10 protein-coding genes and 1 pseudogene are annotated in these 12907 nt (G+C 57.7%); 2 read left to right on the forward strand and 9 right to left on the reverse strand.

Annotated features, from left to right (window positions below; all coding sequences use genetic code 11):
- Positions 1–262: 262 nt before the first annotated feature.
- From BOW53_RS10170 to BOW53_RS10210, 9 genes and pseudogenes are all read right to left on the reverse strand, one after another.
- Positions 263–469 (reverse strand): annotated as a pseudogene (locus tag BOW53_RS10170) (ATP-binding protein); the annotation flags it as partial.
- A 126-nt stretch (positions 470–595) separates the two neighbouring features.
- A complete protein-coding gene (locus BOW53_RS10175; RefSeq protein WP_342748430.1) occupies positions 596–1021 on the reverse strand; it encodes an SgcJ/EcaC family oxidoreductase in 426 nt (141 codons plus the stop codon).
- Positions 1022–1070: 49 nt separating this feature from the next.
- On the reverse strand, positions 1071–1493 hold the full coding sequence (locus tag BOW53_RS13965; protein WP_078487881.1) for an ISAs1 family transposase: 423 nt from the start codon (positions 1491–1493) through the stop codon (positions 1071–1073).
- A gap of 154 nt (positions 1494–1647) precedes the next feature.
- On the reverse strand, positions 1648–2793 hold the full coding sequence (locus BOW53_RS10185) for a hypothetical protein (RefSeq protein ID WP_078487882.1): 1146 nt from the start codon (positions 2791–2793) through the stop codon (positions 1648–1650).
- Positions 2794–2886: 93 nt separating this feature from the next.
- On the reverse strand, positions 2887–4368 hold the full coding sequence (locus BOW53_RS10190) for a complex I subunit 4 family protein (RefSeq protein ID WP_078487883.1): 1482 nt from the start codon (positions 4366–4368) through the stop codon (positions 2887–2889).
- A gap of 1 nt (position 4369) precedes the next feature.
- Positions 4370–5881, reverse strand: a complete 1512-nt coding sequence (locus BOW53_RS10195) for a complex I subunit 4 family protein (RefSeq protein ID WP_078487884.1) — start codon at positions 5879–5881, stop codon at positions 4370–4372.
- Positions 5882–6052: 171 nt separating this feature from the next.
- On the reverse strand, positions 6053–7618 hold the full coding sequence (locus BOW53_RS10200) for an NADH-quinone oxidoreductase subunit 5 family protein (RefSeq protein ID WP_078487885.1): 1566 nt from the start codon (positions 7616–7618) through the stop codon (positions 6053–6055).
- Positions 7608–10910, reverse strand: coding sequence for a DUF2309 domain-containing protein (locus BOW53_RS10205; protein WP_078487886.1), 3303 nt, complete (start codon positions 10908–10910; stop codon positions 7608–7610). The genes BOW53_RS10200 and BOW53_RS10205 overlap by 11 nt, the downstream gene beginning before the upstream one ends.
- A gap of 3 nt (positions 10911–10913) precedes the next feature.
- Positions 10914–12377: a complex I subunit 4 family protein gene (locus BOW53_RS10210; protein WP_078487887.1), complete on the reverse strand. Its 1464-nt coding sequence runs from the start codon at positions 12375–12377 to the stop codon at positions 10914–10916.
- Positions 12378–12574: 197 nt separating this feature from the next.
- Between BOW53_RS10210 and BOW53_RS12835 the strand changes: the two genes are divergently transcribed.
- Together BOW53_RS12835 and BOW53_RS14030 are read left to right on the forward strand one after the other, a co-directional pair.
- Positions 12575–12748, forward strand: a complete 174-nt coding sequence (locus tag BOW53_RS12835; protein WP_172838862.1) for a hypothetical protein — start codon at positions 12575–12577, stop codon at positions 12746–12748.
- Entirely contained in the window at positions 12697–12810 is a 114-nt protein-coding gene (locus BOW53_RS14030) for an AAA-type ATPase lid domain-containing protein (RefSeq protein ID WP_483881765.1), read from the forward strand. Before BOW53_RS12835 ends, BOW53_RS14030 begins: the two co-directional genes overlap by 52 nt.
- The last annotated feature ends 97 nt before the right edge of the window (positions 12811–12907 follow it).

The raw sequence follows: 12907 nt of genomic DNA on the forward strand, positions 1-12907 counted from the left end.
ACAGAGCGTTTGAAACAAAAAAACCAGCTTCAGAGAGCTGGTTTTTTTGTGAATTGGCGGTGGAAAGGCACCGCAAACCGAATAATGCTGACTATACACTACTGACCAGTATCAAGCACCCGCCAACGGCACTCTGTACTTGATAACTGTGCAACAGGAAGCGTTCATGGCAAAAACAACGCAAAGGAGCAAAGCCATGAGTCACCCACAACTATCCTGTAGCCACCTCAACTGAATCCCCCCCGGGAATTCCGGAGGGTGTTTAGTTTGAGTCATGCCACCGATTCCACGCGGAGGCTGTCGTCAACCTGGTTTTCTTTTTCCGTACGGATTCTCCTTTCAGATTGATTTCGTAAGCGTTGTGCACCAGGCGATCCAGGGTGGGATCGACGATAATGGCATGCCATTTGTCGATAGGCAGCTGGCTGGTGACGATGGTCGAGCTGATGTCGTGCCAATCATCCAGGAGTGTGGTGCGGCACCTGGTGCCGCCAAGGGTGACGCCTTGTAGATCGAGTGCTTTCATTAATCGCTCGACCGTGCAACCAGAACCCCTGATTTCCTACCTTAATTTAATCGATTGATAAATGTATAGTCATCCCGGTATTTGTGAGGAGTGGTGTTCTACAATCAACCAACGCTCACCATTCCAGCGGTAGACGAAGGTGAACTGTGCCTGCACGGAGGTACCGTCTTTGAAAGTATAGGTATAATTACCGGAGTTGATAGCAGTTTGGTCATATATGCGTATATGTGCCTCATCGATTTTCCCAACCGGTTCTTTAGCAAGAAAATGAACAAAGTAGTCCTCAATCTCTTTATGGTTGTGGCGAATCTCATTGGAATCGACAGGAAGTAGAATTGCATTGTTTTCATAGAGAACCGCGACTTTCTTGGGGTCTTTAGTCTGCAATGCACCATTCCATTCGTCGAATAGTGCTAAAATTTCATTTTCACTCACGCTTGATGCCTGAGGAGCTTTTCCAAATAGTCCACAGCAGACCAAGCAGCCTTCTTCCATCTCACCTTCAGGCTGGCTTTATCAGAGGCTTGCCGAATCAAGTTAGTGGTCATATGACGAACAATGGCCATATTGTTGGCCCCATTACCCCGCCTAACGCGCGCGCGGTCCTCTTTAAACAACAATCCAATACCCAGTGGAGCTGATTTTCCACACCCCAATGAGAGCGAATGGCATAAGCCGTTGCTTTCGCTGTTAAACAGAGGCTGCCGATGTAGTAGCGATAGCTCTCTCGGAACCGACCCTGTTTTACTGCGATAGAGCGAATCTCCACAATACTCACTAACCCAGCCCAGTCATGGCGTTCTCTTAACCACTCCATCTCATTACAGACTCGGTATTCTCGGCTCTCGATACGTCCATGATCCTTCTCTACGATTTCATGCTCATCCACTGTGTAGGCTGCTGGAGGTTGCTGGAAGAAGGCCTCGATATCCTCTCCCAACCCTTTCTGGTTGCTTTTAACCGCCAAAAAATGGCGAGTAATCCAAAATCCGGGGAGTCAATTGTCACACAGGGGATATAAGCAGCCTGTTTAAGGCAGGGCAAGGCACTTCGAGATCGGACCAATAACGGCGTCTGAATTGAATCATGCTTTGGTCAGTCATTTCGGAAATAACCAACGATCAAAACGGCAACTTTATCTCCGCTGCCTTCTCCATGATTTCAATAGCCGTTTCCAAGTCTACTTGATCGGGGTTTTCTGTCGATTGCGCTTGCAATTGCTTATACAACTCTGCCTGCTCCCAGGTCTCATGATTACCCGACTCATCCTGTACATAGGCAGCCCACGGAATAAACTTGGTGAGCGGAAATACTTGACCTTCCTGGGGAGAAATATCCACATTTAAACCGGATACAAACAAGATTTTTTTGTTCCTATATGAGGGTTCCTTAACGATGGTCCTAAAGGCCCGATCAAACTCCACCTGGGTATTTGCCTGGGCAGCGGTCAATGCCGGCCACTCCGATGTCACGACATAGGGCATGACCTCTAGCAGATTCTTTTCCAGATGATCTCTTCCTTCATGGTGGTGACTAATCTTACGTTTGAAATAAAACAGATCGGGATGCAGTCGGTAGCCGATCGGCTCACCCCGCCCCGTCTTCCATTCATAGTCCTTTAAGTAGCCCAGCAAAATATCAGAGGGTAAAAAAACTTTAGCGGTACTTCTTGACATCTCAGGGATAGGGTCTCCCTGGCTATCCAGTTTCACAATTCTGTCCAATTTGAGCAGTAGCCCCTCTACCCTTTCCGAATGGAGCAATTGATTATCGATAACAACCTTTTTGATACCATTGTCCTCAAAGAGTTGAATATTGTTATGGGCAAACTCGAACTCATTCAGATACCACTCCAGGGCACCGCAAATCTTTCCACAGCTGGAGGTCTCGCAGCTATCTTCCGTTTGCAGGCGACGATAGACACCGAATTTCTCTTCTTTCGGATCATAGCCCACATGGCTAGCCTGAATAATCACCAGGTCCTTGCCGTGATGTGCATGGGGCGCATGGCGATCAGTCGCTACGATTCCACCCACCAGTCCGTGATTAAAAGGAAAAGTACCGAAGTGCTTTGCGATCAAGATGATAGGGTATCCCTGACTCTCGTCAGAACAGAATGCCCTGGAAGGCATGATCTTGCCTTGTCGAAAACCCAAGGATTTCGCCAAATTATAGAAACGCGGCATAAAGTTACTGTACCGCATCGATACCTCGGCCATATGAAAGGCGCCCAATAAGCTGGATATAAGACCGGTTGTTCCGTACATGTCATCCCCTAAGAAACCTGTTTATGTAATATATCGGGGTATTCTAGCCATTTCTTGCGGTAATTCGAAGAAAGATTGAGGGGTATTTAAAGATTACCTCCCCAACCAAGCCCTGCTAGAGGCCTCGGTCAGATCGAGAACCGCCGCCGGATAGAGTCCCAGGGCAATGACCAACAGGGCGAAAACGGCAACGATCAACAGCTCCTTGCCCCAGATATCGAGGGCATCGGCCACCACGCCGCTCTGTACGGGGCCAAGAAAGGCCCGACGGTAGTAGCCGAGGAAGTAGGCAGCACCGATCACCACCCCAAACAGCGCAGCCAGCCCCGCGCCGGTGTGGGTCTTGAGGGCGCTGACCAGGATCAGGAACTCGGCCGGGAAGCCGTTGGTGCCGGGAACGCCCATGGCGGCCAGCCCGAACAGGAAGAAGAAGGTCGTCAGCAGCGGCATGGTGCGGGCGACGCCGCCGAGACTGACCATGTCGGTGGAGCCGACGCGGTGGTGCAGGTAGCCGGTGACCAGGAAGATGCCGCCAGCGACAATGGTGAAGTTGATCAGCTGGAACAGTGCGCCCTGTATCCCCTGCAGGTTGAAAGAGGCGATACCGAGCACCACCAGGCCCACGTGACTGATGCTGGAGTAGGCCAGCATGCGGCGCAGATTGCTCTGGCTCAGCGCCATCACGGCCCCGTAGAGGATACCGGTAACCCCCAGTCCAGCCAGCAGCCAATGGTACTCTACTGCCGCTTTCGGCGCCAGCGGCACGGCAAAGCGAATCAGGCCGTAGGCGCCAAGCTTGAGTCCCGTCATCAGCGCGGCAATGGCTATCGGTCCCTCCATGGCAACCGTCGGCAGCCAGGTGTGGAAGGGGAACAGCGGTGTCTTGACGGCGAAACCGATGAACAGCAGGAAGAAGACCAGAGTCTGCAGCTCGCCGGGGATCGGGTTGTTCAGCAGGGTGACATAGTCAAAGACCAAACCGGCCGGTACACCGCCGCTCATTCCCGCCTGATCGAAGGCCAGCAGCAGGAATCCAAACAGTAGCGGTACGCCTCCTGCCAGCATGAACATGGTGTATTTGACCGCGGCATAGCGGCGGTGCGGCCCGATCCCCCACAGGCTGATGAGGAAGTAGAGCGGGATCAGGGTCGCCTCCCAGAAGAGGAAGAACAGAATGGTGTCGAGGGCGCAGAAGATCCCCAGGGTGACGCTCTCCAGCAACAACAGCAGGGTAAAAAAGAGCCGCGGCATGGTGCGGATGCTGTTCCAGGACGCTACCACAACGGCGATAAACAGCAGTACCGTCAGCGGCAGGAACAGCACCGACATGCCGTCAATGCCGACGGCATATTCGATGTTGAGGGTTGGGATCCAGCTATGGCGCTCGACAAATTGAAAATCGGGATTGGAAGCATCGAAGCGAAACAGCAGGCTCAACGTCAGCATCAGGTCAAACAGTGCCGTCACCAAGGCGACTATGCGGGCATAGCGGCTGGGCAGGATCCACATCAGTGCTGCTCCGACCGGCAGCGATATGATCATCAGGCTGATCCAGGGGAAGGTGCTCTCATACATCTTAGTGCCCCCCTGCGCTGCCGTAGAGGGCATCCAGGCCGACAAAACTCTTATCCACCAGTATCATCAAGGGCTCCGACTCAAAGCCTGCCACCAGCAGGGTGAGCAACATCAGCATCGCCACAAGCTTCTCCAGGCCGCTTGCTTTCTCGATGGTGCCGTAAGGCTGTTGCGACAGGAAGGCGCGCTGGAAGGCCCACAGCAGGAAACCGGCGGCTACCACGTTGCCCAGTGCAGCGGCAATGGTAATGAGGGCACCGAAGCGTTCCATCGCTGCTTCCATCACCAGATGGACACTATCGAATCCGGGGGTGCCCGGCATGCCGACGATGGAGAGGCCGGCAACGAAAAAGACAATCCCCAGCAGCGAGATGCGGTCGAACAGGCCGCCGAGACGACTCAGCAACAGGGTGTTGGTACGGCGGTAAACGAGACCGACCATGAACAGCAAGGCGGTAATGGCCAGGCCGAAGTTGACCGACAGCAGCACGCTGCCCTGGAAGGCGAGATGGTTAAGGCTGAACAGACCGATCACAAGGATGCTCGTGTGGCTGACCACTGCAAAGGCCAGCAGGCGGCGCAGGTTATTCTGCATCATCGCCAACAGGGCGGCGTAGAAGATGCCGGCGACGGCGAAGGCGATAACATAGACGTGCCACTCCATCACCGCATCGTGCAGCAGCGGGAAGATAAAGCGCAGCATGGCGTAGATGCCGGTCTTGAGGCCGAGCAGGAATACCGGAGCCAAGGAGACGCTGCCGTGCTCCGCCACCAGCGGCAGCCAGCCGTGGAAGGGGAACAGCGGGGTGCGTACCGCGAAGCCGTAGAACAGCATGAAGAAGACCACAGAGGCGATCTCCGGCTTCACCTTCACCTGGGCCAGCTCCAGCAAGTCGAAGGTCCAGCGGCCGCCTGCAATATCGTGGTGGTTCCAGCCGAGCATGACGGTGCCGATGAACAGCAGCAACAGGCCGGTGCCCATGAACTGCAGGAAACGGGTGAAGGCCATATCCTTTTCCGGCGACGTCGCCCAGCGCCATACCATGTAGCCAACGAGGATCAGCTGCACGGTGGAGAGCAGCACGAACCACAGCAGATCGACGGTGGTGAACAAACTCATCACCGTGGCCTCAATGCCGAAGATGACGGCCATCAGCCGCGGCAGGTCGGCAAGGCCGCGCACCGGGGTGTAGAGGACCATCAGCACGGTCAACAGTGCCGCCAGTAGGATGAATATGATGCTCATGCCGTCGACAGCGGCATGGTAGGCCAGCGGGCCAAACAGGCGCAGTTGCTCGGCAAAGTGCAGGCCGGGCTGGGCGGGATCGAAGTGGCGGTAGAGTTCAACCGCGACCAACAGTTCCAGAATGGCGGCAACCAGGCTGATCTGGAACACGGCCCGTCCGCTGCGGAACAGGAGCACGGTGATCATTGCCACCAGAGGAATGAGCTGCAGGATGGCCAGGATCGGCAGATCAGCCTGGGCGCCCCAAGAAATTTCGGTGATCGTCATTCCTGGTGCTCCATCTGATTGGACAGAATTAACAGGATTTTCCAAGGTTCACAGATTAGATAATTGCTTTTTCGAGGTAGCTGAACCCTGTTCCAGATTTTGGGAGGGAAAGCAATCAAATAACCCTGTAGTTCCTGAGAAATCATATTAATCCTGTCAATTTTGCCCTGATCACAAAATGACCACAAAGGTTGCCATGATCATCAACAACAGATAGCGTGGCTGCACCAGCAGGTTCTCGATATGCTGAACATATTTGCCGAGGTGCTGGATGACCGCCAGCAGACCCTCGCTGCCGCCGCGCAGGATCAGGTGTTCCTCGAACCAGCCGAACAGCGAGGCCAGCCTCTCCATCGCCCGGCCCATGAAACCGCGGCCATGGCCGATGTCGCCGGTATCGCCCTCGACCCGGGTGTCACCGCGATGACGCGACTCCCACTGGGCCAGGGAGGAGACCGCACTGGCCGAACCCGGCAGACCAATGAAGCGGTTGACGATGCGCTCGTCGAAGTTCTGCATATCCTTTGACATCTGCTTACTCGGCTTGACCAGCAGCGAGTCGGCCAAATGGTCCAACCAGAAGCGCTGCAGTGCAGCGGTGTAGAGCCAGCGCTGACGGGCCAACCAGCCGCGCAGCGGACGGTTGGGCCGCATCATCATGTGCATGTGGGCCGGGGCACTGAGGAACTGATAGCCGCGCCACAGGGCATGAGTGGCTAGATGCCAGGCAGCGAATTCAGACCATCCCAGACCGCACCAGAGGAACATCAGCCCGATCTGGGTTGTGACGGCGAACATCAACGCGCTCTTGACATCGGTCTGTACCAAGCCGCCGAGAAAGCCGTAGAGCGCAGTCAGGACACCCAGTGCGGCCAGAGCCATCATCAGCATCGGATTGTGTTCGAACACCGGCGCCATGCGAATCACCAGGTAGACCCCGGCATGGACCATCACCGCACCGTAGAAGACGGCGCTCGATGAAGTCGGCCCCTCCAGGGCGCGCGAGATCCAGGTGGAAAATGGCACCAGCGCCGATTTAGCCGCGGCGGCAATCAGAAAGCCGAAGGCAAGCAGGCCGACGCTGAGGGTCTCGATAGAGTCAACGCCGTGGTTGAGCATGGGCCACTCGACGCTGCCGAGCCAGGTAAAGGAGAGGTAGATGCCGAGGATGAAGCCGGCATCGCCGATGCGGTTGGTGACAAAGGCGCGGGTGGCGTTCGCGGTTGCCGTGGGACGGTCGTAGGCGTAAGCGATTAGCAGATAGGAGCTGACGCCCGCCAGTTCCCAGCCGACGAAGGTGAGCACCGCGTTGCCCGCCGTCACGATCAGCAGCATGGCGGCGGTAAAGAGGCTCATAACCATGAAGAAACGCTGGAACCCCGCCTCGCGGTGCAGGTAGTTGACCGAGAAACGCAGAGAGATGAAGCAGAGGAAGACGACCAGTGTCGCCATCGACAGCCCCAGCGCGTCAAGGCTAAAGCTGAGCTGCACCCTGTAGTCACCGCTCGCCAGCCAGGTGCCGAAGTCGAGCTGACCCGGGGCTCCATTGAGCATGGCAAGAATGTCGAGGGCAAGGATGAACAGTAGTGACAACAGGGTGGCGCCACTGGCAACCAGTGCAGTTTGCCTCTCGCCGCTCTCACCGCGGTTCCAGCCGGCCACATAACCGGCACCGATCCAGGCCGCCGCCAGCAGCGGCAACAACGGTACCAGCCAGACGAACTGATTAAGCACCATGGGTTGCCTCCCTGGATTCAATCAATGCCGGGTCCAGCGGATCGATATGCCCGTCGTACCAGTCACTGGAACACGCCACCCTGGGCAGCTGAGACACTGCACCCTGCCACTCCACCCAGCCCCTGGCCGGGTCAAACAGGTCGATCTGCTCACTGTCCGGATCCTTGGCAGCCAGCAGCAACCAGCCGTTGCCCACCAACTCCTGCAGCGGCGGCTGGCGGGTGTAGATGGTGGTCAGCATGTCGGTTTTGGCCTCGACGATTACCAGCAGCCGCATCGCCTCGTGGACCTCAATCATCTGTTTCGGCAGGCCGGTGCGCAGGTCGGAGGAGGCCCCCTCCATCACCCCCAGCAGGCCGGTGACGTTGTGGGTGGTCTTGGTGCCGCTGCCGTAGCCCTCGTTGTTGACCGTGGAGAAGTAGTACTCCAGGTTGATGCCGGCACCAACCGGACCGTTGGCCAGCAGCAGCCGCTCCAACACCAAGCCTTCGGGATCTGTACTGTGGTCGTAGGAGATCAGGAACATGCGGCGGTCGAAGAAGGCCCCCTGGGTAACGGCACGGCGGCCAATCAGGGCGCAGGCGTTGGTGGCATGGCCCAGCTCCGGGTGTGCCTGGGAGAAGTCGAGGGCGCGGCCGACGATATGGTCGAAGGCCTTTTCCCGCGTCGGTTTGCGTGGGGCGGAGACGAACTTGCGTGCCCGCTCGTGGGCCGAACTAAGGGTGGCGTCAGCAATCTCGGTGCGCAGCTTGTCAGCTCCGCTGCGTCGACTCGCTGGTATCTTGTCGAGGTCGTACCAGTGGATGTCTTCGTTGCAGGTGTCGTGTTCGGCGGCGAGGAACCAGCTGTCATTGGGGATATCGATATCGCGGCCGCGCAGGATTTCGCGCACCTCCGGCCGGTTGCCGATGGCTGCCAGAAGGCGGGCGTTGGGTCCGCTGTTGCGGCCGCTGCAGGCGCCGCAGGAGTAGGCAGCCAGGTGCGGGTTGTTCTGGCTGTGGGAGCCGTGGCCCATGATTACCGGCAGGGGGGAGAAACCGTTGACCAGACCGATATTGCGCAGGAAGGCCTCCAGGCGGTCGGCCTGCTCCCCGTCGGTGAAGCCGGACTGCGGCCGCTCCGGCGTGGCATCGGCCTTGGGCCGCGATGCAGTGAATTCGATGGAGGTGGTGATCCCATCCCTGTCGAACCAGCGGCGCATGGCGTTGATCAGACGGCCGGTTGTCAACGGCGCCAGTTGCTTGCCGGCCAACACCAGAGCGCTGACAGGGGCGGCCAGCATCACCAGCAGGGTCGAGCCGAGTAGGTTGCGCCGGGTCTCCTGAACGAATATCTCCTTGATGCGCAGACGCTGTTTGCGGCGTTTTTGGTGGATGCGGTTGATCTTCTGCTGTCCCTGCTGCGGGTTCTCACGCACATCGTGGGTCGGTACCGCCACCACCGGGCAGAGCATGGTCGGCTTGTCGTCATCAAGACCGTGGAAGAAATTGAAGACGTTGAAGTGGGCAGCGGCACCGAAAGTCTCGATGTTGGGATTGAGCTCTTCCAGGTGACGGCGGATGCCCTCCTCGCGATCGTCCATGCAGAAGATGATCTGCGCCTCCGGACGGTTTTCGCGGCTGCGCCAGTTGCCGCGGCCATGGTTGTTGACGATGGTGTTGAGAATCTTGTCTCGGTAGTTGTTTTCGTAGGCGCGCAGCCAGATGAAACCGGTCTGGTTGGCGTCGAGTCCGTCCAGGCAGCTGAAAATCGCCTCGATCTGCTCCCGGTCGAGGGCGCGCAGTTGCAGGCCGGAGAGCCCGAGGTGCTGGGCCAGGCGAAACAGCCGCCAGCCGCTACGGTAGACGCTGTGTTCGCCCGGCTTGTCGGCGTCCGAACTCTGGCGCCAGGTCCAGACCATGTCGGCCAGTTGTTCCCACTGGTGATACTCCTCGCCCTCCTGCGGTGAGTGGCCCACAAGCCGCTGCGCCCGATGGGTAAGGTATTCAGGCATGCGGGCGCTAAACAGGATGTAGCGCACATAAAATTCGGAGCGCCGACGGCGGAAGGTCCCGCGCAGGATGTCGAGGTTGGGCTCGATGTTCCACTGATCGGCACACAGACGCTGGGCGAACAGCCGCTCCAGAATCAGCCGTACCGCCAGGTAGTCGGTCATGTCTACCCTGACCTGGTCCAGCCCTTCGTAGCCGGGATGGAGGTGGCGCCACAGGAACATCCCCGACCAGCCCGGCATCTCCAATGCCAGCTGTTCGAGATAGGATGTCCAGTGCACTTCATCGATTCCCAGCAGGTGCAGCTCGGTAATGATCGTCTCGAGCGCATCCTCCGGCAGCACTTCGATATCCTCACGTGTGCCGCTCATTTCGTCGAACAGCCAGCCCAGGTCGCGCAAGGCGTTGCGTCGCCAGGCGGCATAGAAACCGTCGTCACCTCGATCGTGCCAGGCAGCCTGTCCCTGGTCGAGATAGTTGCCCAACTGGCGGATCAGCAGGGGTCGGAAGTCGTCGAGCAAATCGTGACCGGTCAGCGTCTGCAGTAGGCCACTCAGGGTCAGGTTGTCACCGACACGCTTAAACAGGTCACCCAACAGGTGGATGCTCTCCTTCCGAATGCGCTGGTGGCTGCGACCCGGTTCGGCCTGGGTTTCGTCGTCAGCGGTCTGGGAGAGCAGCATCTCCGCCCGTTCCGGTGTCAGATCGAGCAGGTCCTCCGGGTGTACCAGGAAATGCTCGAGTCCGAGTGCCTCAAGCGAGGCGTGCCACAGGTCATTGATGGCGGCTGCCTCGGAATTATGGCCGTCGGCAGCTGCGGCCTGCAGCAGAATTTTCCGGCTTTCGTCGGAAACGTCGGGCTGGAAGCTGTTGAGGGCGTCCCTGGCCTCCATTTGCCAGTTGAGCTGACAACCAGTGACTGGTTTTAACGGATGGACCAGAGAGGCAATATAGATGTCGCGACGACTGAAGGTGCGGTCGCCTACGGTAAACAGCTCTTCTCCGACTTCAAGGGACTCTTCAAGATCAAGCACTCCCTCCAGATCGGCCCGGCTGATGCGACCAGCGGCATAGTATTCACGGAACCGCTCCGGCGTTTCATAACCGCGGTTGCCGGTGATGCGCTCGGCCTCGGCTACCGCTTCGGGGAAGGTCATATGCTCAAAGCCGTGTAGGGTGTTGTGGTGCACGAAATCCTTGATCGGCGCTTGCGCCGGCAGGATGTGCTCGAACTGTTTGATCGCCTCGGCCAAGCGTTCGCGGACGGCTTCGATGTCGTATTGCAGGAATTGTTCACCCATGACCTAGCCCCCCGCGAACAAACCGCTGACTTGGATAATGGAGGCCGACATCATCTGCAGTGCCGTGGCGGGAAAGATGCCGATAAAGAGGATACCGATCGACAGAATACCGGCCGCTGCCATCTCCGGGGTGCGCAGATCCTCGATCCCCTGCATCTTGCGACTTACCGGGCCAGTGAAGAGACGACCGATGGTGCGGATGGCGTAGGCAGCGCTGATCATGACGCCGATGCTGAGCAGTACCACCACCCAGCCCCAGCGAGCGAAGCCGCCGACAATGGCGTGCAGCTCGGCGACGAAGCCGGCGGTGCCGGGCATGCCGACGGCGCCGACGAAGGCAAGCACGGTAAAGAAGGCGAAGCGCGGCGTGCTGCGCATTAGCGAGCTGTAGTCGTTAATGTCGCGGGTATGGGTGCGCTCGTAGAGCAGGCCGATGAGCAGGAACAGGGCGCCGGCCACCAGACCGTGGGCCACCATCTGCATCACGGCACCGGTGAGGCCGGTCTGGTTGAGGGTAGCGATGCCGAGCAACACCACGCCCATGTGGCTAACGGAGGAATAGGCTATCATCCCCTTGAGATCGCTCTGGCGCCAGGCCAGCAGGCCGCCGTAGACCAGGCTGAACAGCGCCAGTCCGGCCAGGATGCCCTGCATCGACACCACTGCCTCAGGCAAGGTAGTGGCGGCGCGGATCAAGCCGTAGGAACCCATCTTCAGCAGGATGCCGGAGAGCAGGATCGACACCGGGCTCGGCGCCTCCACATGGGCCAGCGGCAGCCAGCCGTGGATGGGGAAGATCGGCATCTTAACGCCGAAGCCCACCAGGAAACCGAGAAAGATCAGCAGTTGCTTGTGCTGCGACAGGGCGTTTCCGGCGGCGGCCATCTCCGCCATGCCGAAGCTGTGCTGCGGCATGCCATCGTAGAGCACCAGCATGCTCACCAGCATAAAAACCGAGCCGCCCATGGTGTAGAGCACGAAGTTGAGCGAGGCCATCTGCCGACCCTTGCCGCCCCAGCGGTCGATAAGGAAGAAGAGCGGGATCAGGGTCAATTCCCAGAAGACGTAGAACAGCGCCCAGTCCTGCGCCATGAAGACGCCGAGCATCGCCGTCTCCAGCAACAGCATCAGCATATAGTAGCCCTTGCTGCTGTCGCGGATGGAGGTCGAGGCGAGGATGGCGATGAAGCTGAGCAGGGTCGCCAGCAGAACCATGGGGAAGGAGATGCCGTCGATGCCGAGGGCGTAGGAGGTGCCCATGCGCACATTCCAGGGCACGTGTTCGACGAACTGCAACGCCGGATTGGCGCTGTCGAAGCTGCCGATCAGGCTCCAGGAGAGGAGCAAGGTCAGCCCTGAGACGCCGATGGCGACACGGCGAATCAGCAGCCCATTGCCGGCCGGCAGCAGGATAATGGCCGCAGATCCCAGCACGGGCAGCAGCAGCAGCAGACTCAAAATCCCCATATCACCTCAAGCTATTTTTATGGATTATAGATCACGAAACCCATAAGAATATCATAAAATACAACTGAAGAATTGCTGTTTTTATCTTTCCGCCGCGGAGAACCTAGACATGATGTTTTGACCTGCCCAGAGCCTCAGCGAACGTGGATTATGTTGAGATTGACACATCACACAGGGCCACATTGAGGAGGCAGGTCATGAAAGAGCATATCGCAAAAGCCATTGCAGAACAGACGGTATCAGCACGGGTAAAGACCACAGACTGGAGCCGATACGGTGCCTTTGTCGGACTGGATGTCCACAAGGTCACAGAGATGCGTTGCACGATTATGAATATCCTGGAAATATCCGCGAGCTTGAAAATATCATAGAACGCGCAGTAACTCTGACTCAGGAAAAAAAGTATCTAAGACAAACTTCCCACCTGCTTTAGGGATGGTCTGAAAAATAAGAGTTTTCATTCACCAGGCACCAAAATTCAAATATCCGTCAAATAAGCCTGTCTTTTATCCCCGAATTGGCCTTGAATT

The sequence above is a fragment of the Solemya velesiana gill symbiont genome, from assembly GCF_002020805.1.
Lineage (GTDB): Bacteria > Pseudomonadota > Gammaproteobacteria > Chromatiales > Chromatiaceae > Sedimenticola_A.